Below are 25,208 nucleotides of genomic sequence, written 5' to 3' on the forward strand. Positions count from 1 at the left end.
CTTTTTCGGAAAACCTGGCGTAACGGCGCCCCGCCGCATGGGCCCGCAGTAGCGTGAAGGACGTGGGCCGGCCATGGGGCTGCCTTGGCCTATCGTTGGCTTGCCGTAGACGACGGAGAAGTAAAGCGTCAGCGGCGGACGGCGGAGGTCGGCCGGTAAGCTGAGATTTGACTAGGACACGGGGGTCAGGTGGCAAACGACAGGAGTCTTGACGACCGTCGTCGCACAGCCCTTGCCTCGGTCGCTCCGGGCACGGCACTGAGAGACGGTCTGGAGCGCATCCTGCGCGGCCAGACGGGCGGGCTCATCGTGCTCGGCTACGACAGCGTGGTCGAGGAGCTGTGCAGCGGCGGCTTCGAACTCGACGTGGAGTTCTCCGCGACGAGGCTGCGCGAGCTGGCCAAGATGGACGGCGCCATCGTGCTGCGCAGCGACGACCACAAGCTCGTGCGCGCGGCCGTGCATCTCGTGCCCGACCCCTCGATCCCGACCGACGAGTCGGGCACCAGGCACCGCACGGCGCAGCGCGTCGCCAGGCAGACCGGCTACCCGATCATCGCGATCAGCAAGTCGATGCGCATCATCGCCCTCTACCTCGACGGCATCCGCTACGTCCTGGAGGAGTCGGCGGCGATCCTCTCCAAGGCCAACCAGGCCCTGGCCACGCTCGAGCGCTACAAGCACCGCCTCGACGAGGTCTCCGGCACGCTGTCCGCGCTCGAGATCGAAGACCTCGTCACGGTCCGCGACGTCGCCGCGGTCGCCCAGCGGCTCGAGATGGTGCGCAGGATCTCCGAGGAGATCCAGGGCTACGTCGTCGAGCTCGGCACCGACGGGCGGCTGCTCTCCCTCCAGCTCGACGAGCTGGTGGCGGGCGTCGACTCCGACCGCGAGCTGATCGTCCGCGACTACCTGCCCACCTCGGCGGCGCGCGGCAAGCGCAAGGTCACCGACGTCCTGCAGGGCTTCGACGCCCTGTCGGCCAGCGAGCTGCTCGACCTGTCCGCGGTGGCGAAGGTGCTCGGCCGGGGGGCCAGCGAGACCCTCGACAGCCCCGCGAGCCCGCGCGGCTTCCGCCTGCTCGCCAAGGTCCCCAGGCTGCCCGCCACCGTCGTCGACCGGCTGGTCGACCACTTCGGCGGGCTGCAGAAGCTGCTCGCGGCCAGCATCGACGACCTCCAGGCGGTCGGCGGCGTCGGCGAGTCGCGCGCCCGCAGCGTCCGCGAGGGGCTGTCCAGGCTGGCCGAGTCCAGCATCCTCGAACGCTACGTGTAGCCCGTCAGCGCAGGTGGAAGACGGCCTTCGGGCTGCGCAGCCCGCCGGTGCGCACCACGGCCACGTACGTGCCGGGCAGCGCCGCGGCCCGCGTGCCTCCACACTCGCTCCCTGAGCGGCGGCGGTCCCAGTCGAGGCTGCGGACATAGGGGATCCCGCGCTCCAGCCTGCGCAGCTCCACGCCCTCACCGTTGACGCAGTCGGAGGTCGACCACACCCGATCGCTGCCCGAGGTGATCCGGACCTCCATCGAGCGCGCCCCCACATCGGCCACGCACATGACCGGGCCCGTGTTCACCAGGGTGACCAGGAAGTTCGGACGGGCGCCCGCGCCGTAGACCTCCTGGCGTCCCTGGAGGTTGAGCACCAGGTCCTTCTCCGCGCACGGCATGCCCGGCTTCGGCTTCGGCTTCGGCGTAGGCGTGACAGGGAGCGCCGCTCGCGGCTTGCCCGGCCTGGACGGCTTGGGCGTCGGCGTGGGCGCCATCGTCACTGTGGGCAACCCCGCCAGCACCGATTGCTCCGACGCCGACGAGCTCGGCGCCGACGTGCCGCTGGACGTGCTCTGCGGTCCGTCGGGGCTGCCGGAACAGGCCCAGGCCACCACGGCCACGACGACCAGCACTCCGACGAGCACGGTCATGCGCCGCCGCCAGTAGACATCGCCAGAGCCGCCACGCAGAGTATCCGGATCCATACGCACAGCATGCTTATTCCTTGCGCACGCAGCGTGACGACACGCCGTAACGCACTACGCTGGGCGGGTGGCCGACCCGAACCTCCTACGAGAGCCCATTCTCGACTGGTACGCGGACAATGCCCGCGATCTTCCCTGGCGCCGCTCCGACGCCACGCCCTGGGGAATTCTGGTCAGCGAGATCATGCTGCAGCAGACCCCCGTCGTCAGGGTGCTGCCGGTCTGGGAGCAGTGGATGGAGCGCTGGCCCGCCCCCGCCGACCTCGCCGCACAGCCCCCAGGCGAGGCCGTACGCCACTGGGGCCGCCTCGGCTACCCGCGCCGCGCCCTGCGCCTGCACGCCTGCGCCAAGGCCATCACGGCCGAGCACGGCGGCGAGGTGCCCGCCGACCACGCGACGCTGCTCTCGCTGCCCGGCATCGGCGAGTACACCGCGGCGGCCGTCGCCAGTTTCGCCTTCGGCGGCACGCATCCCATCCTCGACACCAACGTCCGCCGCGTCCTGGGCCGGGCGGTGCGGGGCGAGGAGTATCCCCCGAACGCCACCACGGCCGCCGAGCGCCGCCTGGCCCTCGATCTGCTGCCGGCGGTGGGCGCGCCGCTCTGGGGCGTGGCGGTCATGGAACTCGGCGCCCTCGTCTGTACGGCCCGCAGCCCACAGTGCGGGGCGTGCCCGGTTCAAACGGTGTGCGCTTGGCGGCTGGCGGGCAGGCCGCCGGGGGTGGCGCGCAGGGGCCAGACGTACGACGGCACCGATCGGCAGTGCAGGGGACGCCTGCTCGCGGTGTTGCGGGCGGCGCACGGGCCCGTCCCCAAGGCGGCGCTGGACGTGGTGTGGGACGAACCGATCCAGCGGGAACGCGCCCTGGACGGGCTGGTCACGGATGGCCTGGCGGAGGTCATGTCCGACGGCACCTACCGCCTCCCTGCCTGACCCGCCTCCCTACCTGACCCAGCCGCCCTGACCCTCGCCGCTCCCCACCAACGAAACCTCGACGACGGCCATGCTCCCCCGACCACCGACCACGCCCTCATCGCCGCACCTGGGCCTACGGGTCGTCAGGCCCCCGGGGTTCTCCTGATCGGCCCCTCAACTTCGGGCCCGGAGCCCTCAGCTCGGGCTCGGAACCCTCGATTCAGGGACGCGTGATCCTCAGCTCGGGCCCGGACCCTCGATCCAGGGACACGTAATTCTCGACTCGGACTCGGACCCCTCGGCTCGGAGGGCGTGACCCTCGACTCGAGCTCGACCCCTCAGCTCGGAGGGCGTGACCCTCGACTCGAGCTCGGGACCCTCGGTTCAGGGGTGAGCGCCCTCCGACTCGGGGATGAGACGGGGACCTCGGCCCGGGGTTCGGCTCGGATGGGTCCGGGGGACCGCCGCCGGGTCCTGCGTTGGCACCCTCGGGCCGGGCCCATAGTGAGGTCGCGACCTCGGGCCGGGCCCATAGTGAGGTCGCGACCTCGGGCCGGTTCGGAGTGGGGTCGCGACCTCGGGCCGGGATGTCCGGTTCGGGTCAGGCGGCGAGTTGGAGACCCAGGGCGGTGAGGTTGGTGCGGGCCCAGTCGAGCTCCTCAGCCAGCAGGGACACCAGCGCGCCAGGACCCTTCGCCCGGCCCGGCACCATCAGGTTGTGGGTCTCGACCTCGATGTGCGCGGTCCCGTTGACCGCGCCCGACAGGATCGCGTTGAGCGTGTCGTGCAGCACCGCGCCCGTGTCGGTGTGGTTGTGGACGTGCCCCAGCTTGACGACGGGCGCCCCCACAGCGGCCAGCCCTCGCAGCGCCGCGCCGGACTCCTCGCCGCCCCCGCAGGCCAGGTGGCACGCGTCGAGACAGACCCCGAGGTGCTCGGAGTCGATGCCGCCCACCCGCTCGACGGCCTGCTCGGTCGTCTCCAGCACGCATCCGGGCCAGGGCTCGAAGCCCACCCTGATCGTCTTGCCGGTCACGCTGTGGATGCCGCGCAGCTCCCTGGCCAGCCGTTCGAGCCTGCGCGTGGCGATCGAGTGAAGGTCGGCGGGCCAGTCGCGGCGCCACCCGATCGGGATAGTGGAGATGCTGCCGAACCGCACGTCCTCGGGCAGCAGGAAGGCGAGGATCCTCGCGAGGGCCATCGTGTAGCGGTAGCGCTCGGGCTTGGCCCAGTCGGGGCCTGGCACTTCCTGGTTGCGTCCGCCGGTGCCGTTCAGGCTGACGACCTCCAGCCCGCGCTCCTCCAGCGAACGGCGCAGCCGGACCAGCTCGATGCGGTCGGCGGTCAGGTGGTCGGCGACCGCGGGTGACAGCCACAGCCCCACACCCATCCGCTCCACGCCGAGGCGCTTGCGCACCGGCACGGCATAGCGGGTGAGGTGGGCGATCAGGTTCTCGAGGTCTTCCGCGGGGTGCACGCCGGCGTTGTAGGCCAAGTGAACGAGCGTTCCGTCATCGTGACGCAGGCGCATCGGCTTCCTCCACGGCTTGCACTGGGTGTCTGTGTCCATCGCCTCGGACTGTGCCGAGCTTGCCCGCCCGACGGGCGCCTGCGCGTCCGCCCTGGGTTGATTCCTTCGTACGCCCCAGGGATGAGTCCAACGTAGGGACGCCGTCTTGCGGGCCACTTGTGCGGGACTTGGCGACTCTTCTTTGCTCTACAGATTGTAGTACTACTTCTGGTGGCGGTATAGCCGATCTCCACCTGGAGTTCCGATCCGACATCGAACCGATGCATGCCCCCAAAACGCTTCGAAGGCGGCGTGACGGATCGCCGTTGCGGCGGTCGGCCGGTGAGCTCGAGGAGCGTTTCCCTGGAAGGAGCCTGGCCGGTGACGAGGGTGGCGCTTACGGTGGCTTGCCGTACGAGAAAGAAAGAGCAAGACGGCAAAGGGCCCGCGCGGAGAATACCGCGCGGGCCCGTTGTGCCGGTTGCTACTTCTTGATCGGCTCCACGATGGACGCGGCCGAGTCGGGGACCTGCGAGGCGGCCTCGCCGGTGAAGGTGAACTTGGCGGCGTCGCCCTCACCCTCGATGCCGACCTTGACCACCTGGCCGGGACGCAGCTCGCCGTACAGGATCTTCTCGGAGAGAGAGTCCTCCAGCTCGCGCTGGATCGTACGGCGGAGCGGACGAGCACCCATGACCGGGTCGTAACCGCGGTCGGCCAGCAGCTGCTTGGCGGCCGGGCTGACGTCGAGGCGCATGTCGCGGTCCTTCAGCCGCTCGTCCACCTGAGCGAGCATCAGATCGACGATCTTGATGATCTCGTTCATGGTGAGCTGGTGGAAGACCACGATGTCGTCGACACGGTTGAGGAACTCGGGCCGGAAGTGCTGCTTGAGCTCCTCCTGCACCTTGGACTTCATCCGGTCGTAGTTCGACTCGGCGTCGTTGGACTTCGCGAACCCGACCCCGATGCCCTTGGAGATGTCGCGGGTACCGAGGTTGGTGGTCATGATGATGACCGTGTTCTTGAAGTCGACCACCCGGCCCTGGGCGTCGGTCAGGCGACCGTCTTCCAGGATCTGCAGCAGCGAGTTGAAGATGTCGGGGTGGGCCTTCTCGATCTCGTCGAACAGGACCACGGAGAACGGCTTGCGCCGCACCTTCTCCGTCAGCTGGCCGCCCTCCTCGTACCCGACGTAGCCGGGAGGCGAGCCGAACAGCCTGGAGACGGTGTGCTTCTCCATGAACTCCGACATGTCCAGCATGATCAGAGCGTCTTCGTCGCCGAAGAGGAACTCCGCCAGAGCCTTGGACAGCTCGGTCTTACCGACACCGGACGGGCCGGCGAAGATGAACGAGCCGCCGGGACGGCGCGGGTCCTTCAGACCGGCGCGGGTGCGCCGGATGGACCGCGACAGGCCCTTGATGGCGTCGTCCTGGCCGATGATCCGCTTGTGGAGCTCGTCCTCCATGCGGAGCAGGCGCTGGGACTCCTCCTCGGTCAGCTTGAAGACCGGGATGCCGGTGGCGGTGGCCAGGACCTCGGCGATGAGCTCCTCGGTGACCTCGGCCACGACGTCCATGTCGCCGGCCTTCCACTCCTTCTCGCGACGCTCGCGCTTGAGCTGGAGCTGCTTCTCCTGGTCGCGGAGGGCAGCCGCCTTCTCGAAGTCCTGCGCGTCGATCGCGGACTCCTTGTCGCGACGGACGTTGGCGATCTTCTCGTCGTACTCGCGCAGGTCCGGCGGAGCGGTCATCCTGCGGATGCGCATCCGGGAACCGGCCTCGTCGATGAGGTCGATCGCCTTGTCGGGCAGGTAGCGGTCGCTGATGTAGCGGTCGGCCAGCTGCGCGGCGGCGACCAGCGCGCCATCGGTGATCGAGACGCGGTGGTGCGCCTCGTAGCGGTCGCGCAGACCCTTGAGGATCTCGATCGTGTGGCTGAGCGACGGCTCGGCCACCTGGATCGGCTGGAAGCGGCGCTCCAGAGCGGCGTCCTTCTCGAGGTACTTGCGGTACTCGTCGAGAGTGGTGGCGCCGATGGTCTGCAGCTCGCCACGGGCCAGCATCGGCTTGAGGATGCTGGCGGCGTCGATCGCGCCCTCCGCGGCGCCCGCGCCGACGAGCGTGTGGAGCTCGTCGATGAACAGGATGATGTCGCCGCGCGTGCGGATCTCCTTGAGCACCTTCTTCAGGCGCTCCTCGAAGTCACCGCGGTAGCGGGAGCCCGCGACCAAGGCGCCGAGGTCAAGCGTGTAGAGCTGCTTGTCCTTCAGCGTCTCGGGCACCTCGCCCCTGACGATCTTCTGTGACAGGCCCTCGACGACGGCGGTCTTGCCGACGCCGGGCTCGCCGATGAGAACGGGGTTGTTCTTGGTCCTCCTGGAGAGGACCTGCATGACCCGCTCGATCTCCTTCTCACGGCCGATGACCGGATCCAGCTTGCCCTCGCGGGCCGCCTGGGTCAGGTTGCGGCCGAACTGGTCGAGCACCAGGGAGGTGGAAGGCGCGGACTCCTGCGGACCACCCGCGGCGGCCGGCTCCTTGCCCTGGTAGCCGTGGAGCAGCTGGATGACCTGCTGCCGCACACGGTTGAGATCGGCTCCAAGCTTGACCAGCACCTGGGCTGCCACACCCTCACCCTCACGGATGAGCCCGAGCAGGATGTGCTCGGTGCCGATGTAGTTGTGACCCAGTTGCAAAGCCTCACGGAGCGACAGCTCAAGAACCTTCTTGGCCCGCGGGGTGAACGGAATGTGCCCCGACGGAGCCGACTGGCCCTGGCCGATGATCTCCTCGACCTGCTGGCGCACACCCTCAAGGCTGATGCCGAGGCTCTCCAGAGCCTTGGCGGCTACGCCCTCACCTTCATGGATCAAACCAAGAAGAATGTGCTCAGTGCCGATGTAGTTGTGGTTGAGCATCCTGGCCTCTTCTTGGGCCAGCACGACAACCCGCCTTGCTCGGTCGGTGAACCTCTCGAACATCTTGTCGCTCCTCACAGAGCGGTCAGTCAGGCCGGTAAATCCGGTCCCGTCCTCCCGCATGCTAGCCCTGGCTCGGCGAACCATGCCTCTTGCCGCTGACACGCTCTATAGCAGAGACGTTCCCCGAGAGCAGGGCGTTCACCCTCCATCCAACTACTGTCTGGGGGTGCTGTGTTCCCGATACGCCGCAAGCGAACGACGTTTACCCACCTGGCGATCGGCTGCGCGACACGCCCGGTATTCGCAGGCAAACACGATCATGCGCTTATGGCGATCTCCGGGGTTCTAGGCGATCGTCATAAGCGCATGATGTCAGTGAGCCGCTTCGTACTTCTCCACGACGGTGGAGGCGATCCTGCCGCGCTCGCTGACGGGGAGCCCGTGAGCCTTGGCCCACTGCCGAATCTCCGAGCTCTTCTCACGGCTCATCGAACGCGTGCCGCCCCGCACCCTGCGACGCGCGGTGGCAGCACCCGACTTGCGTGCGGCCTGCTGGAAAGGCGACAGCGCGTCGCGCAGCTTCTTGGCGTTATCGACGCTGAGGTCAATCTCATAGGACGCCCCGTCAATGGCGAAGCTGACCGTCTCATTGGCCTCGCCCCCATCGAGGTCATCGATGAGAATCTCCTGGATCTGCTTGGCCATCTACGGAATCCTTTCCCGGAGCATTGTTTCATTCGCCTGCCAAACATATACCCGAAAAGGCAGCGAGACAATTCAGCGCTTCGCGGATTCCGCTGACTAGTGAGCCAGGTCTGGTTCTCCGGTGGATCCGCCCGGTTTGGACGATGTCCAGCGGCTGCATTCCGTCCCCACGGCGCCTCATCAGGTTTGTGGGGACGCGCCCTTTATGCACAAGCTGCCGACGACACCTACGGGCGGCTGGATGGTCGCCGCCCGCCCCGACCATAGCGCCCCATAGACGGTGGCTACCTGGCGGGGGTGTCAGACCCAGCCTAATGCCAGTCTCTCCAGACTCCTTACCCGATCGCCCGGAAAATCCCGAAAAATCTGGATCTGGGGTGGATGCACACTTCAGCGGGGCTCTTTGATCACTCGGGAGCCGGCCACTCTGTCATGGAACCCCTGCTGGAACGGCCTGTCGATCAAGATGGACAACCCCACGGCGAACGCGAGGATTCCGGCAAGGAGATTGACCCCGGGAATCCCCACGAGGAGCATCGCGCCGGGATACAGGAGCGCTCGTTTCGCCAGATCTCCCCGAGTAAGGCTCCGGCCCGGTACGGCCACCAGCCTAATCTTCATGATCACCTTGCCGAACGTGCGACCGCGCCGGTAATGCGCGAGGCAGTCATAGGCCGCATAACCCGAGCCGACCACGAGCCAGGCGAACAACCCGGGCAGCCGCCCCTCGAAGCTGTCGAGAAGCCCGACAGTCCGCAACAACCCCCAGGCCGCGATGAACAGAATGTAATAGAAGACACCGATGACGAGTGTCTCAATACTTCGCGCCGCGAGCCGTTCCCACCAATCCGCGGGTACGGCAGGCACTCCGGACGCGACCATAACGCCCATTGTGTACGGCGGGCGACCGCGATTACAGGGCCCACGCGCGAAATCAGGGGCCGGCGTCAAGCCGACCCCTGATTTCTTAAGATTCCGCTTACTTGATCTTCACGACGACCGTCTTGGCCACCTTGTCGGCGAAGGTCTGGTGAAGCGGCTTGTCCCAGAACTGCGAGACGGCGTTCACGATGATCAGCAACGCGCCGATGAGGCTGCCCAGAGCGAACGGAAGAACGCCCAGGATGTTGCCGCCCCACGTGACACCCGCCCGCTTCAGCGCGGCGTCACTCGGGAGCCCGCCCTGCGTCAGCGGCGCGCCCACCTGGGCGATCTTGATGCCCATGACCATCTTGCCGACGGTCTGCCCCTTGGACTTCGTGAGGAAGAACTCGTAGGCGACGTAGAGCACGGTGACGAGCACCACGGTGATCGCGTTGAGGGTCCAGTAGCCGGAGCCCTGCGTGAGGATGCCCGTGTTGATGTCGTAGCTGGCCTGGGTGACCAGGATGCCGCCCAGGATAAAACCGAGGATCAACCCGATGATCACACCGCCGACACCGATGATCAGACCGTCGATGATGCGGGCGACCAGACGCTGCCACCACTCGGCGAGCGGAGCGGGCGCGCCGGGAGGCTGCACCCCCGCGGGCGCGCCGTACGGCTGGCCGTAGCCGGGCTGCTGACCGTAGGCCGGCTGCTGCTGGCCGTACCCGGGCTGGCCGTACGGCTGCTGCTGGCCGTAGGGCGACTGCTGCCCGTAGCCGGGCTGCGACTGCCCCTGCTGGCCGTAACCCTGCTGCGGCTGCTGGCCGTAGCCGGGCTGCTGGCCGTAGTCGGGCTGCTGGCCCTGCTGGCCGTACGAAGGCTGGCCGTAGCCGGGCTGGCCCTGCTGACCCTGACCTGGCTGGCCGTAGGCAGGCTGACCGTAGCCGGGCTGCTGACCCGAGGAAGGCTGCTGCTGGCCGTAGCCGGGCTGGCCCTGCTGGCCGTACCCGGGCTGCTGCCCGTAGCCGGGCTGACCGTACTCGGGCTGCTGGCCCGAGGCGGCCTGCTGGCCGTAGCCCTGCTGCCCGTAGGACGGCTGCTGCTGGCCGTAACCCTGCTGCCCGTAGTCGGGCTGCTGGCCCTGGCCCTGCTGGCCGTACGAGGGCTGGCCGTACGAGGGCTGGCCGTAGCCGGGCTGCTGGCCGGAGGAGGCGGCCTGCTGGCCATACCCCTGCTGGCCGTGGCCCTGTTGGCCATAACCCTGCTGCTGCTGGCCGTACTGCTGCTGACCGTAGCCCTGCTGGCCGTAGTCGGGCTGCTGCTGGCCCTGGTGACCGTAGCCGCCGCCGTCTTGGCGATAGCCCACGATCGTCACGTCTGGATCGGGGTCGCCCTGGCGTCCCGCGTTCTGCTGACCGTACCCAGGAGTCCCGCCGGAATTGTCGTCAGGTTGGTCCTGCGGATACGGCGGCTGTCCGGTGCTCACCGTGTCACCTCGCTTCGATGGCGCATGTGGCACATGTCAGGACACATGCTTGCTGTTGCCCAACGTATCGACATGAGTATCAACAATCACCTTTCCCCTTGGTCAACCCCGTAGTCAACTGCGTCCAGATGGAGCAACATGCGGGTGTTGCCGAGGGTGTTCGGCTTCACATGCTCAAGATCGAGAAACTCCGCTACGCCTTCGTCGTAGGAAGCCAGCAACTCGGCATAGACCTCGGGCGATACGGGCGCGCCCTCGATCGGGACGAAGCCGTGCCGGGCGAAGAAGTCCACCTCGAACGTCAGGCAGAAGACCCTGCGCAGACCCAGGTCACGGGCGGCCGCGACCAGCGCGGTAACAATACGGTGACCGATTCCCGCGCCTCTGCATTCGGGGTCCACCGCGACCGTGCGAATTTCCGCGAGGTCCTCCCACATCACGTGGAGCGCGCCGCAGCCGACGACCTCACCGCCGCGCTCGGCGACCCAGAATTCCTGGACGTCCTCGTACAGCGTGACGGTCGCCTTCTCCAGCAGCCTCGGGCCCGCCCCCGCGTACGTGTCGACCAGGCGTCGAATGGCCCGGACGTCGGGCGTACGGGCACGCCGTACGACGATCTCGGTGTCCTGCGCTGTGCGCTCGGCGACCTGCTCCATGGCCCTTCAGCGTACCTAGCTTGTTTCGGACAATACTTAACTACCGTCCCATGACTCTCTGTATTTGGCCGCATACGGCGTGCAGTACCGGAGCGCCTGCCGGACAAATGCTCCTAAAGTCGAGCAAAGAGCCCGCAACGGCCTGGTAGATCGAGGTTTTACGTGATCACGCCGTGATCTTTCGGTGGCGGAACCTCAACTGGATTGACAGTTCTGGTTGAGCACGAACCTGGCTTGCACTAGTGTCCAGCGACGATGTCACCCACGCGACCATGCGTGGAGACGCGCCTAATCCCCGCACGCGGGGAGCCGGGGACCCGCCGGCGGCCTGCGCCGCCAATGGGGTGAGTCCGAGCCCGTGCTCGGTAGGGCTGCTCCGGCCCGAACCCGTCAGCTAACCCGGTAGGCGGCAACGAGAGGAGCTGGTTGGTGAAGCGCACGCGTACCCACGAGGGGAAGTCCGCGGGCAAGCATGCCCGCCCCCACGAACCCAGCCCCCTCAGGAAGCGGTTCGCGATCGTGGGCGCGGCGGTGGCCGCCCTGGCCCTCACCGTCCCTCTCGGCTCGGCCGCCGCCGACCCCAAGCCGACGCTCAAGGAGCTCTCCCAGCAGGTCGAGAAGCTCCACAACGACATCGAGACGCTGACCGAGCAGTACAACGGCCAGCGCGAGAAGCTCAAGAGCGTCAAGAAGTCCGCCGAGGCGGCCAAGAAGGTGCTGGCCACCAGCGAGGCCGACCTCGCCGCCAAGCGGGCGCGCGCCACGCTCCTGGCCGAGAGCACCTACATGAGCGGCGGCTTCGCCGACGGCCTGGCCTTCGCCACGTCGTCCGACCCTGACGCCTTCCTCGACGGCGCCGCCACCTCCTACGCTCTCGGGCAGCAGCAGGGCCAGGAGGTCAAGGAGCTGGCCGACTCCATCGCCGCCGCGGAGCGGGCCAAGGCGACGGCCAAGACGCGGCTGGCCGAGGTGCAGAAGCTCGTCGACGACCTCGGCGCCAAGCGCAAGAAGATCACCTCGATGGTGACCAAGGTCGAGAGCAACCTGTTCAGGCGGGCGATCGGCGAGGCAGGACGGCCCGGCACCAGGGCCACCAAGGTCAACCTTCCGATCATCGGCAGCGGCAAGGCGGCCGAGGCCGCGCGATGGGCGCTCACGCAGCAGCTCAAGCCGTACGTGTGGGGCGCGGAAGGGCCCAACTCCTACGACTGCTCCGGCCTGGTCATGGCCGCCTACCAGCGCGTCGGCATCAGCCTGCCGCACTACACGGGCGACCAGTGGACGGCCGGCACCCACATCACCCGCGAGCAGATGCGCCCTGGCGACCTGGTCTTCTTCTACAGCGACCTGCACCACGTGGGCATCTACATCGGCGGCGGGATGATGGTCCACGCGCCGCGCACCGGCGACGTCGTCCGCATCGCCACCATCGGCAACCGCCCGTTCGCGGGAGCCGTGCGCATCGCGGACTGACGCCGCCTAGATCAGTCTTCGGCGCGCGGCCCAGGCCACCGCCTCGATCGCGGTGGCGACGCCGATCCTGTCGCAGATGACGCGCAGGCGGCGACGCACCGTCCGGCCGCTGATGTCCATGGCCCGACCTACGCGGTCGACGGTGACACCCTTGGCCAACTGCGCGAGGAGATCCAGGTCGTCCTGGCTCAGCTCGACGCCTTCGGTGAGCACATCCATCGGGAGCCCTCCCCCCAACAGCACAAACTCGGAGACGTCTCGCTCAAGCTGGCTGCTCGTCCCGCAGACGGTAAACGCATACCGGAAAGGTCGTCAAGGCCGATTCGGGCCGTTACTTGACGACTGCCATTGACTTGATCGTTCCTATCTGAAGAACATTCCATGCCTGGAGTGCTGAGAACGGTCCACAAGGCCCTTACTGCAATCCATCCGTCTCATGAATTTCACGGCGAATTTCCAGAATCGGCGTGATAACGATGGCGCCGCCTCGACGTCCTCGATGCTGACACGGGCGTGAGCGATGGGGAGTCCTACCGTCCCCGCGCCGTCGTCGACGGTGAGACCTCGACGAGGTGGAGCGGCACCTGGGGTCGAAAAGGCTGTCTACTGGAAGTCGGCGGAGGCACATCGCCGGAGACCGTCCCAATGAGGCTGGGCTCGCTCTGCATAACGGCGTCAGCTTGCGATCCCGCCTCACTCGAAGGAACCCGCCGAACCAGGCCAACGTCGCGGGGGCCGGCAGGCCGCCCGGCAAGGGGGTGTGGGGGAGCTCGGCTCCCCACACGGACCAGCCCGCCTCAGACACGCGCGAAGCGCGCCACCGGGAGACCCTTGCCCTTGAGGCCCGATGCCAGACCGACCCCGAGACGTGCGAAGGCTTAGTGGGACGGCTTGACCAGGGGGAAGAGGATGGTTTCCCTGATGTTCTTGCCGGTGAAGGCCATGATCATTCGGTCGATGCCCGCGCCCATCCCGCCCGTCGGCGGCATCGCGTACTCCAGGGCCTGCAGGAAGTCCTCATCCAGTTGCATCGCCTCGGGGTCGCCCCCGGCGGCGAGGATCGACTGCTCGGTGAGGCGGCGGCGCTGCTCGATCGGGTCGACCAGCTCGGAGTACGCGGTGCCCAGCTCGGTGCCGAACCCGATGAGGTCCCACTTCTCGGTGAGCAGCGGATTGTCGCGATGCTGGCGGGTGAGCGGGGAGGTCTCCAGCGGATAGTCCATGACGAACGTCGGCTGGACCAGCGTGTGCTCGACGAGCTCCTCGAAGAGCTCCTGGACGAGCTTGCCCTGGCCCCACTTCGCGTCCCAGTGGATCTCCCGCTTGTCCGCATATTTCCTGACCTGGTCGAGCGGGGTGTGGGTGGTGATCTCCTCGCCGAGGGCCTGGGAGACCGAGCCGTACAGCGTGATCCTCGGCCACTGCGCGAGGCCCAGGTCGATCTCGACGCCGTCGTGCACGACCACGGTGGTGCCCAGCGCGGCGACGACCGCCTTCTGGTACATCCGCTGCGTGAGGTCGGCCATGTCGTTGTAGTCGAGGTAGGTGCCGTACGCCTCGAGCATGGTGAACTCGGGGTTGTGCGTGGAGTCCGCGCCCTCGTTGCGGAAGTTGCGGTTGATCTCGAAGACCTTCTCGATGCCGCCCACCACGAGCCGCTTGAGGTAGAGCTCGATCGCGATGCGAAGGTAGAGCTCCATGTCGTAGGCGTTGATGTGCGTCTTGAAGGGACGCGCCGCCGCGCCGCCGTGGATCGGCTGTAGCATCGGCGTCTCGACCTCGAGGTAGCCCTCCTCGTGCCAGAAGTCGCGCACCGCGCGGACCGTGGCGCTGCGGACGTGGGCCATCTTGCGCGCCTCGTCGTTGACGATGAGGTCGACGTAGCGCTGCCGTACCCGGGCCTCGGGATCGGTGAGGCCCACGTGCTTCTCCGGCAGCGGGCGCAGGCACTTGGAGGTGATCTGCCAGCTGTCGGCCAGGATCGACAGCTCGCCGCGGCGGGAGGTGATGACCTCGCCCTCGATGCCGACATGGTCGCCGAGGTCGACGTCGCGCTTCCAGGCGGCGAGCGACTCCTCCCCCACCTTGTCGAGGGAGATCATGACCTGCAGGTCGCCGCTGCCGTCGCGCAGGGTGGCGAAGCACAGCTTCCCGCCGATGCGGTTGAGCATGACGCGCCCCGCGACGCCGACCTTGTCGCCTGTCGCGGTGTCCGGTTCGAGGCCCTGGTATTTCTCCCTCACCTCGGCGTTGGTCGCCGTACGGGGAAAGGACACCGGGTAAGGATCGACGCCCTCGTCGCGAAGGCGGTCGAGCTTCTCCCTCCGGATGCGCATCTGCTCGGGAAGTTCGTCGGTCACAACCCCCAAGGGTACCGATATGGCGCGATGCAAGAGTTCGTCAGCTCTTTGCAAAGGGAGTGCAACCAGGCGGGGTTATCAATGTCCTACAGAGCCCAGGGGGGATCCGGCAGGGAGCCGGAACCGTGGGGGCTCAAGGAGAGATCATGATGAAGAAGCTCGCGACAGGCTTCCTCGCAGTGGCCGCCACCGGCACACTGGCCCTGTCGCTCCCCGCCTCGAGCGCCGGCGCCTCGACTTCCCCGGCCACCACCAGCGCCTCCGACTGGGACGACTACTGGGGCCCCTACTACGCCAAGCACGGCCTCGCCAAGGCCGGCGGCTGGATCGGCGTCGAGGGCGACTACGAGGACGGCAACTCCGTCCACGTCAAGGGCCGCCTCTACGACCTCGACAACCGTACCTACAACCAGGGTGGCAAGTGCGCGTACGTGAAGTTCGAGGCGGCCGACGACGAGTACGACTGGTACCAGGTCTACGCCCGTCACTACTGCGGCTACCCCGGCTACAAGACCTTCCAGTTCCACGAGGACGACGTCTACGCGGTGCGCGCCAAGGTCTGCCAGTACAACCCCTACACCCACAAGGTCAGCAAGTGCGGGAGCTGGTGGGACATCTACGACGCCGAAGAGGTGTGATCGGCCGTAAGGAAGGGCCCCTCGGAAGAGGGGCCCTTTGTCATGTCGTGTTGCGGTGGTAGATGAGCCTGAGCCCGATCAGCGTGAGCCACGGCTCGTGCACGTCGATCGAGCGCGACTCGCTCACCACGAGGGAGGCGTGGCCGCCGGTCGCCACCACGGTGACGTCGTCGGGGTCCTCGGCCAGCTCGGCCGCCATGCGCTCGACGATGCCGTCGACCTGGCCGGCGAAGCCGTAGATGATGCCCGCCTGCAGCGCCTCGACGGTGTTCTTCGCGATGACCGAGCGAGGCCTGATCAGCTCGACCTTGTGCAGCTGGGCGCCCGCCGCGGCCAGCGCGTCGACGGAGATCTCGATGCCGGGGGCCGTGACCGCGCCGACGTACTCACCCTTGGCCGACACGGCGTCGAAGGAGGTCGCCGTGCCGAAGTCGACGATGATGCAGGGCCCGCCGTACTGGTCGATGGCGGCCAGCGAGTTGACGATGCGGTCGCTGCCGACCTCCTTGGGATTGTCCATCCTGACCGGCACACCGGTGCGGATGCCGGGCTCGACGATGACCGCGGTGACGTCGCCGTAGTAGCGGCGGCACATCTCGCGCATCTCGTTGAGCACCGAGGGGACGGTCGAGCAGATCGCGATGCCGCTCACGTCCGCGCCCTTCAGCAGGGGCGACTGGGCCAGCAGCCCCTGCAGGACGACCGCGATCTCGTCGGCGGTACGGCGGGCATCGGTGGCGATCCGCCAGTGCTCGATGACCTCCTCGCCCTCGAAGAGGCCGAGAACCGTGTGCGTGTTGCCGACGTCGATCGCGAGCAGCATCAAATCCCCCGGAGGTCCAATGCGATGTCCAGCGCGGGAGCAGAGTGCGTCAGCGCTCCCACAGCAACGTAGTCCACGCCAGTGTCGGCTACATCACGGGCCGATTCCAAGGTCAATCCTCCGCTGGATTCGAGTCGCGCCCTCCCGCCGACCAGTCGTACGGCCTGCGCCAGCTCCTCGACGGTGAAGTTGTCGAGCAGGATCTCCTCAGCTCCCTCGGCCAGTACGGGCTCGATCTGGTCGATCCTGTCCACCTCGACCTCGATCGGCAGTCCTGGATACATGTCTCTCACCTTACGGAAAGCCTCGGCGACACCTCCAGCGGCGACGACGTGGTTGTCCTTGATGAGCGCGGCGTCCGACAGCGACATGCGGTGGTTGACCCCGCCGCCCGCCCTGACCGCGTACTTCTCCAGCGCCCGTAGTCCGGGCAGCGTCTTCCGGCTGTCGCGCACCTTGGTCCCCGTGCCTTCGACGGCCTCGACCCAGCGGGCGGTCAGCGTCGCGATGCCGGACAGGTGGGTGAGCAGGTTCAGCGCGGTGCGCTCGGCGGTGAGCAGGCTCCTGGCCGACCCGGAGACGGTCATCAGCACGTCGCCGCGCCGCACGCGCTCGCCGTCCTTGGCCCGCGGGTCGATCTCGGTCACGCCGAGCCTGCGGAAGACGGCCTCGGCGGCGGGCAGGCCCGCGACCACGCCGTCGGCCCTGGCGACCACGTCGGCGACCGCCCGCTGCTCCTCGGGGATGGTGGCGCGGGAGGTGACGTCGCCCGCCTCCTGGAGGTCCTCGGCGAGCGCGCGCGTGACGACCTCCTCGATCACCGCGGGGTCGAGTCCCTCGGCCTCCTCGTGCGGCGTGTAGGTCATGTGCAGCCCCTCCCTGGTGAGCGTGATGTCGAGGTGTCCGAGCCAGTTCTCGTCGTCGCGGTCGGGGAAGTCCTCCCGCCAGTGCGACCCTCTGGTCTCCAGCCGCGCGTGGGCGGCGGCGACCAGCACCGTGGCCACGGTGAGGAGGTTCGTGGTCTCCCACGACTCCACGCACGGCTGGACCGCGACGGGGGTCCACCTGGCGTCCCGCAGCGCCGCGGCGGCCTCGGCGACCGACGCCCTGCTGCGGAGCACACCCGCGCCCCTGCTCATGTGGGCCTGGATCCTGCTCCTCGCCCGGGGGTCGATCAGGCCGGGGAGCAGGTCGTCCTCGACGGGCTCGCCCGGCGCGTGCCGTACCTCGTGGAGGTCGGCGGCGATGCGCTCGGCGAAGACCAGCCCTTCGAGCAGCGAGTTGGAGGCCAGCCTGTTCGCGCCGTGGACACCGGTGCAGGCGACCTCGCCGCAGGCGTACAGGCCCTCGATGGAGGTGCGCCCGCGCAGGTCGGTGCGGACCCCGCCGCTGGCGTAGTGGGCGGCGGGCATGACGGGCACCAGGTCGAAGGCCGGGTCGATGCCGTGGTCCTGGCAGATCGCGTAGATGGTCGGGAAGCGCGATTTCCACTTCTCCAGCCCGAAGTGGCGGCCGTCGAGGTAGACCTGGCCGGGCTGACGCATGATCGCCTTGGCGACCACGTCGCGCGGGGCCAGCTCGTCGGTGAACCTGTTGCCCTCGGCGTCGACCAGGTAGGCGCCCTCGCCGCGCACGGCCTCGGAGATCAGCGGCTGCTGGCCCGTCGACTCCTCGCCCAGCCAGAGCACGGTGGGGTGGAACTGGACGAACTCCAGGTCGCGGACCACCGCTCCCGCCCTCAGCGCGAGGGCCACGCCGTCACCCGTGGAGACGACCGGATTGGTGGTGGCGGCGTAGACCTGGCCCATGCCGCCCGTGGCCAGCACCACCGCCCTGGCCCGCACCGCGCCGACGCCGTCGCGCGCGCCCTCGCCCATCACGTGGAGCGTCACCCCTCGCGCCCTGCCCTCGGCGTCCTTGAGCAGGTCGAGCACCAGCGCGTGCTCGACCACCTCGATCCCGCCGTGCGCGATCACGGCCTCGATGAGCGCCCGCTGCACCTCCGCGCCCGTCGCGTCGCCGCCCGCGTGCACGATGCGGTCGCGGTGGTGGCCGCCCTCGCGGGTCAGCTGGAGCTCACCCCGCTCGTCGGTGTCGAACCTGGCGCCCCGGGCGATCAGGTTCCTGAGCGCGCCCGGCCCCTCGGTCACCAGAGTCCGTACGGCCCGCACGTCGCACAGCCCCACCCCCGCGACCAGCGTGTCCTCGAGGTGGTCGGCGGGCGAGTCGGCCGGGTCGAGAACGGCCGCGATCCCGCCCTGCGCCCACCTGGTCGAGCCGGACGACAGCACGTCCTTGGTCACGACCAGCACCTTCGACTCCGGTTCGAGCTCGGCGTAGCGCAGGGCCACGGTCAGGCCCGCGACGCCCGAGCCCACCACGACCACATCGGCCTCGACCGTCCATCCGGGGGCGGGGGTGAGCTTCAGGGGGATCGCCGGTGCACTCATGGGGGCCTCCTCACAGGCTTTCGTCAACATGACGATAACGCCCGCGAACCCGTGCCGTCTTCCCGCCCCCGCCCTAGAACGTGACGAGGACGTTGTCGATCAGCCGGGTGGACCCGACCCTGGCCGCCACCGCGAGCACGGCCTCGCCCCGGTAGGAGTCGGGCACCTCGGCGAACGTGGCGGGATCGACCAGCACGAGGTAGTCGACCTCGAGCGCCGACGAGGCCAGCACGTCGAGGGCGGCGGCCCTGACCGCCGCCGGCGCGGACTCGGCCGCTCCCGCGCGCAGGGCCCGCGACAGGGCGAGCGCGGCGTGGCGGTCGTCGGGCGTCAGGTACCGGTTGCGGCTGGACAGCGCCAGGCCGTCGGACTCGCGCACGGTGGGCGCGCCCACGATCTCGATGGGCAGGTCGAGGTCGACGACCATCCGCCTGATCAGCGCCAGCTGCTGAGCGTCCTTCTGGCCGAACACCGCGACGTCGGGCCGGACCAGGTTGAACAGCTTGAGCACCACGGTCAGCATGCCGTCGAAGTGTCCTGGGCGGACGGCTCCTTCGACGATCGTGCCCATCTCCCCCGCCGAGACGCCCACCTGGCGGTCGGGGCGGTACATGTCGTCGGCCGAGGGGGCGAAGACCACGTCCACCCCCTCGGCCGCGCAGACGTCGAGGTCGGTGGAGAGCGTGCGGGGGTAGCGGGCGTAGTCCTCGCCTGGGCCGAACTGCAGGGGGTTGACGAAGATGCTGACGACGACCTGGTCGCCGAGAGTGCGGGCCAGGCGCATGAGCGAGCGGTGCCCCTCGTGCAGGGCGCCCATGGTCGGGACGAGCGCCACGCTCCCCGAGGAGCGGGCTTTGTCCAGTTCCGCGCGGTCGTGCGCGACGATCGGTTCCATCGGTGACCTCCTAGACTGATCAGGTCCAGGCGGAACGTCCCGGCCCGATCAGGTCCAAATGTTCCCACCGAGCGCGTCGAGCAGTCGCTCGGCCGCCTCGGGTTTGAGCAACCCGGCGGCGAGCGCCCGGTCCGCCGTGAGCCTAGCGAGTGCCACGTATGCGTCGGCCGCCTCGGGCGCGGCCAGGATGAGCGCGTCGACGTGCCTGCGCACGGTGGCCGCGTCGCCGCGGACGACGGGGCCGGTCAGCCCCGAGATGCCCAGCCTGAGCACGTTGTCGAGCGCGGCCCCGAGCAGCGGGCCCAGCATCCGGCCCGGATGCTCGACGCCGATGCGCTCCAGCAGCTCCGAGGACTCGGCGATCAGGGTCACCATGTGGTTGGCCGCACCCGCCAGAGCGGCGTGGTAGAGCGCCCGATCGGCGTCGGCGATCCAGACGGGCTCGCCGCCCATTTCGATGACCAGCGCCTCGGCGATGGGCCGCAGCGGCTCGGGCGAGGTGACGCCGAAGGAGATGCCGGTGATGCGGTTGAGGTCGTCGTCCCTGCCGGTGAACGTCATCACCGGGTGGAGGGCGAGCGGCAGGGCGCCCTTCTCGGCGGCGGGGTCGAGGACGGCCAGGCCGTACGCGCCGCTGGTGTGGACGAGCAGCTTGCCACGGAGGTCGGCGCCCGTGGCGGCGAGCCCGGTGACCAGGCCGGGCAGCGCGTCGTCGGAGACGGTGAGCAGGATCAGCTCGGCCGCGCCGACGACCTCCTCGGGGCTGCGCGTCCGCACGCCGAGGCGCTCCGCGGCCCAGCGCTGCGAGGTGTCGGAGACTCCGCTCGCGGCCACGACCCGGTGGCCCGCCTGGGCGAGCGCGGCGCCGAGCACCGATCCCACCCTGCCTGCGCCGAGCACGCCGACGGCCAGCCGACCCGGGCGATCCCCTGCGTCCATGACGTCCTGCCCCCCTGTCAACGACACTGCTGAACAGGGTAACCGCCGGTGCTTCACGGCTCGGGTCATGGCTCTTTTGCCGCCCATGAAGATGCCACAAGGACGGATAAGGAGAGATAAAAAGTACACCGCTGCCAGAAGCGGGCGTCGAGCCCAGGTGACCTGATGCCCGCGCTGCGACAAGGAGGCCGGCCCACCGCCGACGGGCCGGCCCTCGCGTGCCGGTGCACGCCCGCAGGCTCCGCCGCCCGCGGGCTGCGCATCGGAGCGTCAGTGCTGGTGGACGTCCACGGAGGCGCCACCCTTGCAGCCGGCGACAGCCACGCCGAACACCGCGATGGCGTTGCCGCACACATTCACCGGCACCGAGATCGGGGCGAAGATCTGGTTGCCGGAGAGCACGCCGTTCCTGCCACTGGTGTTGTTGTCGGCGTGGGCGGCGGGGGCGCCGAGCGCCATCATGGCCATCACACCGGCGACGACGACAGACTTCTTCAGCATGGGGGTCTCCTCTCATTGCGCGGCCTGAGAGCCGCTATCCGGGTGCCTGCGCCGGGGACCGGACCGCGCCCACTGGGGGTAGGGCCGGGCGATCGCCCGGTGACGTTCCGTAACGCTAGCGCAAAGCGAAGACAGTAAGTAGTCATACGGTCACTTGGCGTGCCAGCGGAGCCTCATGAGATAGTCCGTTCCATGTGGCTCACCTGGCGGGCGGCGATGGAGCGGGCGCTCTACGGGGACAACGGGTTCTACCTGCGCGAACGGCCTTCAGGGCACTTTCGCACCTCGGTCGGCGCCTCTCCTCTCTTCGCCGAGGCGATACTGACCGTGCTGATGCGACTCGACGAGAAGCTCGGCCGGCCCGAGCCACTCGACCTGGTCGACATCGGCGCGGGTGACGGAGCGCTGTCGGCCGGCGTGCTGGCCCTCGCCGAGCCCGGCCTGCGCAAGAGGCTGCGCGTCACGGCCGTCGACCTGTCCTCGCGCCCCGCCGAGCTGCCCGAGGCGATCGCCTGGAGCCACACGACGCCACCTGCGATCAGCGGCCTGGTGATCGCCAACGAATGGCTGGACAACATACCGTTCGACGTGGCCGAGCAGACCCCCGACGGACCGCGGCTGGTGCTGGTCGACACCGAGACCGGTGACGAGCGGCTGGGCCCTCCCCCCGACGAGGAGGACCTGCGCTGGATGGAGCGCTGGTGGCCGCTGCGCGCAGTGGGTCAGCGCGCGGAGCTGGGGAGGTCACGGTGCGCGGCGTGGGCGGGCGTGATCGGACGGCTGGTCCACGGTCAGGCGATAGCCATCGATTATGCACACCCTGTGGATAACCGGCCCGCTCGCGGCACGCTGACCGGATACAGGGACGGTTCGGTCGTTGCGCCTATACCCGACGGGACCTGCGACATCACCGCGCATGTCGCACTTGACGCGTGCGCGGAGGCGGGCGAGCGGGCCGGTGCGATATCCACAACCTTGTCCACACAGCGCGACATGCTGCGCTCTCTCGGCGTCACCGGCACGCGTCCCTCACTCGACCTGGCGCGGACCGATCCGCCCGCCTATCTGAGGGCGCTGGCGCGCGCCTCGCAGGAGGCCGAGCTCATCGACGCCGAGGGCCTTGGTGCGTTCGGGTGGCTCAGCCAGCTACGTTAAAAGGCGTGGAGATCGAACAGACCTCGCTTCCAGGCATCGGGCTCAAACACGAGTTCAGCACCCATTCGGGTCGCCGCGTCGCCGTCGTCTCACACCGCTCGGGGCGGCGTGACCTGATCATCTACGACCGGTCGGATCCCGACAGGGCGTGCGAAGCGATACAGCTCAACGACGAAGAGGCCGACGCGCTGGTCGAACTGCTCGGCGCCCCGCGCATCGTCCAGCGGCTCAACGCCCTGCACAGCGAGATCGAAGGGCTGGTGAGCATCCAGCTCCCGATCCTGCCCGGCTCGCCGTACGACGGCAGGACGCTGGGTGACACGCGCATCCGCACCCGCACCGGCGCCTCGGTGGTGGCCGTGGTGCGCGGTCCGCAGGTCAACGCCAGCCCGACCCCCGACTTCAGGTTCACCGCGGGAGACGTCGTGGTCGTCGTCGGTGACGATGAGACGACCCGGGCGGTCGCCGACATTCTCACGGACGGCGGATGAGAAACGAGCTCATCAGCCCGCCATACCGCCTTTGCGGGGGCCGGGCAGCGTGATGGCGGTCCATTTGGCACGTTTCTCATCCGAAGTGCACGACACCGCGATCGTCTTCCTCGAACTCGGCGGCATCATCCTCGCTCTCGGGGTGCTCGGCGCGCTGGCGTTGCGAGCGGGAATCTCCGCCATCCCCCTCTATCTCCTGGCCGGTCTCGCCTTCGGGCAGGGCGGCCTGCTCCCTCTCGCCACCAGCGAGGAGTTCATCGCCATCGGCGCCGAGATCGGCGTCGTGCTCCTGCTTCTCACGCTCGGCCTCGAGTACAACGCGAGCGAGCTGGTCTCCAGCCTGCGCGGCAACGCCAGGGCCGGCCTGGTCGACATCGTCCTCAACGCGGCGCCTGGCGCGATCGCCGCGCTGCTGCTGGGCTGGGGCCCGGTCGCGGCCGTGGCCATGGCGGGCGTCACCTACGCCACCTCGTCGGGCATCACCGCGAAGGTGCTGTCCGATCTCGGGTGGATAGGCAACCGCGAGACACCGGTGGTGCTGTCGCTTCTCGTCTTCGAGGATCTGGCGATGGCCGTCTACCTGCCGTTGCTCACCGCCATGCTGGCGGGCGTCTCGCTGATGACGGGCGCGATCTCGCTGGGCATCGCCCTCGGCACGGTCACCGTCGTCCTGGTCATCGCGCTGCGCTTCGGCAGGTTCATCGAGGCGTTCGTCTCCAGCCCGAACAACGAGGTGCTGCTGCTCAAGGTGCTCGGCCTGGCGCTGCTGGTGGCCGGCATCGCCCAGGAGCTCCAGGTGTCGGCCGCCGTGGGCGCGTTCCTCGTCGGCATCGCGCTGTCGGGCGAGCTGGCGCACGAGGCGAGAGCGCTGCTGATGCCGCTGCGCGACCTGTTCGCCGCGGTGTTCTTCGTCTTCTTCGGCCTGCAGACCGACCCCACGAAGATCCCGCCCGTGGCGCTGCTCGCGCTGCTGCTCGCGCTGGTCAGCATCATCACCAAGCTGCTCACCGGCGCCTATGCGGCCCGCAGGGCAGGGATCGCCAGGGCGGGCCGCATGCGCGCGGGCATCGCGCTGGTCCCGCGCGGTGAGTTCAACATCGTCATCGCGGGCCTCGCGGTCGCGGCGGGGGCCCATCCCGATCTCGGCCCGCTCGCCGCCACCTACGTGCTGATCCTCGCGGCCTTCGGCCCGCTGGCCGCCAAGCTGGTCGAGCCGATACTCACGCGGCCTCCGTCGTCGGCCCCGTGAGTCGCTTCGCTCACTCGCAGGAAACGTCGAGCGAGCGAAGCCCTCGAATGATGTAGCCGGGGTTCCACTCGGGCTCCCTGGTGAGCTCGAGCGAAGGCGCCCTCTTCAGGAGGGCGCCGAAGGACTCCACCAGCTCGATCCTGGCCAGCGGCGCGCCCAGGCAGAAGTGGATGCCCGCGCCGAAGGAGATGTGCGGGTTGTCCGCCCGGCCGACATCGAGGGTGTCCGGATCGGCGAAGACCTCGGGGTCGCGGTTGGCCGAGCCGAACAGCAGGGCGACCTCCACGCCCTTCGGAATGGTCACGCCGCCTACCTCGATGTCCTCCAGCGCCCAGCGCTCGAACATCTGCAGCGGCGTGTCGTAGCGCATCAGCTCCTCGATGGCCGTGGGCAGCAGCGAGAGGTCGTCGCGCAGCCGTACGAGCTCGGCGGGGTTGCGGAACAGCGACCACCAGCCGTTGCCCGTGACGTTCACGGTCGCCTCGTGACCGGCGTTGAGCAGGAGCACGCAGGTGCCGACCAGCTCGTCCTCGGTCAGCTCCTCGATCTGGGCGAGCGCGCTGATGAGGTCGTCGCCAGGAGCCGACCTGCGGGCGCGGGCCAGGCCCTTGAGATAGTCGGAGAACTCCGCCGCGGCCCTGACCGCGGTGTGCTGCGCCGCCGCCGAGGGGTTCAGCTCGTACATGCCGCAGATGTCGGCCGACCACGGACGCAGCAGGTGCCGGTCGGCGTCGGGCACCCCGAGCATCTCGGCGATGACGGTGACCGGCAGGGGCTCGGCCACCTCCGCGATCAGGTCGCCGCCGCCCTTCTCGACGAAGTCGTCGACGAGGCCCTCGACGATCGCGCGGACCCTCGGGCGCATCGACTCGACCATGCGCGGCGTGAACGCCTTGGAGACCAGGCGGCGCAGGCGGGTGTGGACGGGCGGCTCGACGTCGAGCATGCCCGCCCTGATCACCCGCCAGAAGGGCTCCTGGAAGTCCGGCTCGGGCTCGCGCCCGAACTCCTCGTGCGTGGCCAGGTGCAGGTAGGACCTGCCCAGCCTGCGGTCGCGCAGCAGCGCGTTGACGTCGGCGTGCCTGGCGATCAGCCACTGCCCCGTGGGCTCGAAGAAGCTGACTGGCGTCTCGCGCCTCAGCTCGTCATAGACCGCGTAAGGCGAAGCCACGAAATCCGGATTCCAAGGATCAAAG

General features: G+C 68.8%; 22 protein-coding genes and 1 riboswitch. Of the genes, 7 read left to right on the plus strand and 15 right to left on the minus strand.

Going from position 1 to position 25,208, the window contains the following annotated elements:
• Positions 1 to 189: 189 nt before the first annotated feature.
• Entirely contained in the window at positions 190 to 1,275 is a 1,086-nt protein-coding gene (gene disA, locus H4W81_RS34105; RefSeq protein ID WP_192778560.1) for a DNA integrity scanning diadenylate cyclase DisA, read from the plus strand.
• A 4-nt stretch (positions 1,276 to 1,279) separates the two neighbouring features.
• Here the strand turns inward: disA and H4W81_RS34110 are convergent, their stop codons facing one another.
• On the minus strand, positions 1,280 to 1,972 hold the full coding sequence (locus H4W81_RS34110; RefSeq protein WP_192778561.1) for a hypothetical protein: 693 nt from the start codon (positions 1,970 to 1,972) through the stop codon (positions 1,280 to 1,282).
• Positions 1,973 to 2,039: 67 nt separating this feature from the next.
• Here H4W81_RS34110 and H4W81_RS34115 point away from each other — a divergent pair, with 67 nt between their 5' ends.
• Positions 2,040 to 2,906, plus strand: a complete 867-nt coding sequence (locus tag H4W81_RS34115; protein WP_318782159.1) for an HhH-GPD family protein — start codon at positions 2,040 to 2,042, stop codon at positions 2,904 to 2,906.
• A 583-nt stretch (positions 2,907 to 3,489) separates the two neighbouring features.
• On the opposite strand, the gene H4W81_RS34120 is transcribed toward H4W81_RS34115, so the two are convergent.
• The 6 genes from H4W81_RS34120 to H4W81_RS34145 form a co-directional block, all read right to left on the minus strand.
• Positions 3,490 to 4,458 (minus strand): TIM barrel protein, encoded by a 969-nt coding sequence (locus tag H4W81_RS34120; protein WP_225958931.1) that lies wholly within the window; start codon positions 4,456 to 4,458, stop codon positions 3,490 to 3,492.
• A 424-nt stretch (positions 4,459 to 4,882) separates the two neighbouring features.
• The gene (locus H4W81_RS34125; RefSeq protein ID WP_192778562.1) at positions 4,883 to 7,384 is read right to left on the minus strand and encodes an ATP-dependent Clp protease ATP-binding subunit; all 2,502 of its coding nucleotides are present in this window, start codon (positions 7,382 to 7,384) and stop codon (positions 4,883 to 4,885) included.
• 312 nt (positions 7,385 to 7,696) lie between these two features.
• Positions 7,697 to 8,029 carry a histone-like nucleoid-structuring protein Lsr2 gene (locus tag H4W81_RS34130; RefSeq protein ID WP_192778563.1) on the minus strand — a complete coding sequence of 111 codons (333 nt, stop codon included), beginning with the start codon at positions 8,027 to 8,029 and terminating at the stop codon, positions 7,697 to 7,699.
• A 390-nt stretch (positions 8,030 to 8,419) separates the two neighbouring features.
• Positions 8,420 to 8,911 (minus strand): RDD family protein, encoded by a 492-nt coding sequence (locus H4W81_RS34135; protein WP_192778564.1) that lies wholly within the window; start codon positions 8,909 to 8,911, stop codon positions 8,420 to 8,422.
• Positions 8,912 to 9,008: 97 nt separating this feature from the next.
• Positions 9,009 to 10,382, minus strand: coding sequence for an RDD family protein (locus tag H4W81_RS49570; RefSeq protein ID WP_192778565.1), 1,374 nt, complete (start codon positions 10,380 to 10,382; stop codon positions 9,009 to 9,011).
• A gap of 86 nt (positions 10,383 to 10,468) precedes the next feature.
• Positions 10,469 to 11,038: an amino-acid N-acetyltransferase gene (locus tag H4W81_RS34145; RefSeq protein WP_192778566.1), complete on the minus strand. Its 570-nt coding sequence runs from the start codon at positions 11,036 to 11,038 to the stop codon at positions 10,469 to 10,471.
• Between the two features lie 275 nt (positions 11,039 to 11,313).
• Positions 11,314 to 11,462, plus strand: a riboswitch (cyclic di-AMP (ydaO/yuaA leader).
• Positions 11,463 to 11,467: 5 nt separating this feature from the next.
• Here H4W81_RS34145 and H4W81_RS49575 point away from each other — a divergent pair.
• A complete protein-coding gene (locus H4W81_RS49575) occupies positions 11,468 to 12,511 on the plus strand; it encodes a C40 family peptidase (RefSeq protein ID WP_318782161.1) in 1,044 nt (347 codons plus the stop codon).
• Between the two features lie 6 nt (positions 12,512 to 12,517).
• Here the strand turns inward: H4W81_RS49575 and H4W81_RS34155 are convergent, their stop codons facing one another.
• Both H4W81_RS34155 and lysX read right to left on the minus strand, forming a co-directional pair.
• Complete coding sequence (locus H4W81_RS34155) at positions 12,518 to 12,730, minus strand: LuxR C-terminal-related transcriptional regulator (RefSeq protein ID WP_192778567.1); 213 nt, start codon at positions 12,728 to 12,730, stop codon at positions 12,518 to 12,520.
• A gap of 659 nt (positions 12,731 to 13,389) precedes the next feature.
• Complete coding sequence (gene lysX / locus H4W81_RS34160) at positions 13,390 to 14,871, minus strand: bifunctional lysylphosphatidylglycerol synthetase/lysine--tRNA ligase LysX (protein WP_420538730.1); 1,482 nt, start codon at positions 14,869 to 14,871, stop codon at positions 13,390 to 13,392.
• 146 nt (positions 14,872 to 15,017) lie between these two features.
• On the opposite strand from lysX, the gene H4W81_RS34165 reads away from it, so the two are divergent.
• The gene (locus H4W81_RS34165; protein ID WP_192778569.1) at positions 15,018 to 15,509 is read left to right on the plus strand and encodes a hypothetical protein; all 492 of its coding nucleotides are present in this window, start codon (positions 15,018 to 15,020) and stop codon (positions 15,507 to 15,509) included.
• A gap of 40 nt (positions 15,510 to 15,549) precedes the next feature.
• Here the strand turns inward: H4W81_RS34165 and H4W81_RS34170 are convergent, their stop codons facing one another.
• From H4W81_RS34170 to H4W81_RS34190, 5 genes are all read right to left on the minus strand, one after another.
• A complete protein-coding gene (locus tag H4W81_RS34170; protein WP_192778570.1) occupies positions 15,550 to 16,332 on the minus strand; it encodes a type III pantothenate kinase in 783 nt (260 codons plus the stop codon).
• Positions 16,332 to 18,782: an L-aspartate oxidase gene (locus H4W81_RS34175; RefSeq protein ID WP_192778571.1), complete on the minus strand. Its 2,451-nt coding sequence runs from the start codon at positions 18,780 to 18,782 to the stop codon at positions 16,332 to 16,334. The genes H4W81_RS34170 and H4W81_RS34175 overlap by 1 nt, the downstream gene beginning before the upstream one ends.
• A 73-nt stretch (positions 18,783 to 18,855) precedes the next feature.
• Entirely contained in the window at positions 18,856 to 19,677 is an 822-nt protein-coding gene (panC, locus tag H4W81_RS34180; RefSeq protein ID WP_192778572.1) for a pantoate--beta-alanine ligase, read from the minus strand.
• 48 nt (positions 19,678 to 19,725) lie between these two features.
• Positions 19,726 to 20,616: a Rossmann-like and DUF2520 domain-containing protein gene (locus H4W81_RS34185; protein WP_192778573.1), complete on the minus strand. Its 891-nt coding sequence runs from the start codon at positions 20,614 to 20,616 to the stop codon at positions 19,726 to 19,728.
• Positions 20,617 to 20,886: 270 nt separating this feature from the next.
• A complete protein-coding gene (locus H4W81_RS34190) occupies positions 20,887 to 21,117 on the minus strand; it encodes a chaplin (RefSeq protein WP_192778574.1) in 231 nt (76 codons plus the stop codon).
• Between the two features lie 192 nt (positions 21,118 to 21,309).
• Here H4W81_RS34190 and H4W81_RS34195 point away from each other — a divergent pair, with 192 nt between their 5' ends.
• From H4W81_RS34195 to H4W81_RS34205, 3 genes are all read left to right on the plus strand, one after another.
• Positions 21,310 to 22,272 carry an SAM-dependent methyltransferase gene (locus H4W81_RS34195; protein WP_192778575.1) on the plus strand — a complete coding sequence of 321 codons (963 nt, stop codon included), beginning with the start codon at positions 21,310 to 21,312 and terminating at the stop codon, positions 22,270 to 22,272.
• A gap of 5 nt (positions 22,273 to 22,277) precedes the next feature.
• Positions 22,278 to 22,763, plus strand: a complete 486-nt coding sequence (locus tag H4W81_RS34200) for a cation:proton antiporter regulatory subunit (protein WP_192778576.1) — start codon at positions 22,278 to 22,280, stop codon at positions 22,761 to 22,763.
• A gap of 85 nt (positions 22,764 to 22,848) precedes the next feature.
• A complete protein-coding gene (locus H4W81_RS34205; RefSeq protein ID WP_192778577.1) occupies positions 22,849 to 24,012 on the plus strand; it encodes a cation:proton antiporter in 1,164 nt (387 codons plus the stop codon).
• Positions 24,013 to 24,022: 10 nt separating this feature from the next.
• Here the strand turns inward: H4W81_RS34205 and H4W81_RS34210 are convergent, their stop codons facing one another.
• Positions 24,023 to 25,183 (minus strand): cytochrome P450, encoded by a 1,161-nt coding sequence (locus H4W81_RS34210; RefSeq protein WP_318782162.1) that lies wholly within the window; start codon positions 25,181 to 25,183, stop codon positions 24,023 to 24,025.
• Positions 25,184 to 25,208: the final 25 nt, after the last annotated feature.

It is taken from the genome of Nonomuraea africana, from assembly GCF_014873535.1.
GTDB lineage: Bacteria > Actinomycetota > Actinomycetes > Streptosporangiales > Streptosporangiaceae > Nonomuraea > Nonomuraea africana.

Bases quoted from the DNA above. Each gene is read 5' to 3' on its own strand.
- H4W81_RS34110 (WP_192778561.1), bottom strand. From the start codon at position 1,972: ATGGATCCGGATACTCTGCGTGGCGGCTCTGGCGATGTCTACTGGCGG.
- H4W81_RS34120 (WP_225958931.1), bottom strand. From the start codon at position 4,458: ATGGACACAGACACCCAGTGCAAGCCGTGGAGGAAGCCGATGCGCCTG.
- H4W81_RS34125 (WP_192778562.1), bottom strand. From the start codon at position 7,384: ATGTTCGAGAGGTTCACCGACCGAGCAAGGCGGGTTGTCGTGCTGGCC.
- H4W81_RS34130 (WP_192778563.1), bottom strand. From the start codon at position 8,029: ATGGCCAAGCAGATCCAGGAGATTCTCATCGATGACCTCGATGGGGGC.
- H4W81_RS34135 (WP_192778564.1), bottom strand. From the start codon at position 8,911: ATGGTCGCGTCCGGAGTGCCTGCCGTACCCGCGGATTGGTGGGAACGG.
- H4W81_RS34145 (WP_192778566.1), bottom strand. From the start codon at position 11,038: ATGGAGCAGGTCGCCGAGCGCACAGCGCAGGACACCGAGATCGTCGTA.
- H4W81_RS34155 (WP_192778567.1), bottom strand. From the start codon at position 12,730: ATGGATGTGCTCACCGAAGGCGTCGAGCTGAGCCAGGACGACCTGGAT.
- H4W81_RS34165 (WP_192778569.1), top strand. From the start codon at position 15,018: ATGATGAAGAAGCTCGCGACAGGCTTCCTCGCAGTGGCCGCCACCGGC.
- H4W81_RS34170 (WP_192778570.1), bottom strand. From the start codon at position 16,332: ATGCTGCTCGCGATCGACGTCGGCAACACGCACACGGTTCTCGGCCTC.
- H4W81_RS34175 (WP_192778571.1), bottom strand. From the start codon at position 18,782: ATGAGTGCACCGGCGATCCCCCTGAAGCTCACCCCCGCCCCCGGATGG.
- panC (WP_192778572.1), bottom strand. From the start codon at position 19,677: ATGGAACCGATCGTCGCGCACGACCGCGCGGAACTGGACAAAGCCCGC.
- H4W81_RS34185 (WP_192778573.1), bottom strand. From the start codon at position 20,616: ATGGACGCAGGGGATCGCCCGGGTCGGCTGGCCGTCGGCGTGCTCGGC.
- H4W81_RS34190 (WP_192778574.1), bottom strand. From the start codon at position 21,117: ATGCTGAAGAAGTCTGTCGTCGTCGCCGGTGTGATGGCCATGATGGCG.
- H4W81_RS34195 (WP_192778575.1), top strand. From the start codon at position 21,310: ATGTGGCTCACCTGGCGGGCGGCGATGGAGCGGGCGCTCTACGGGGAC.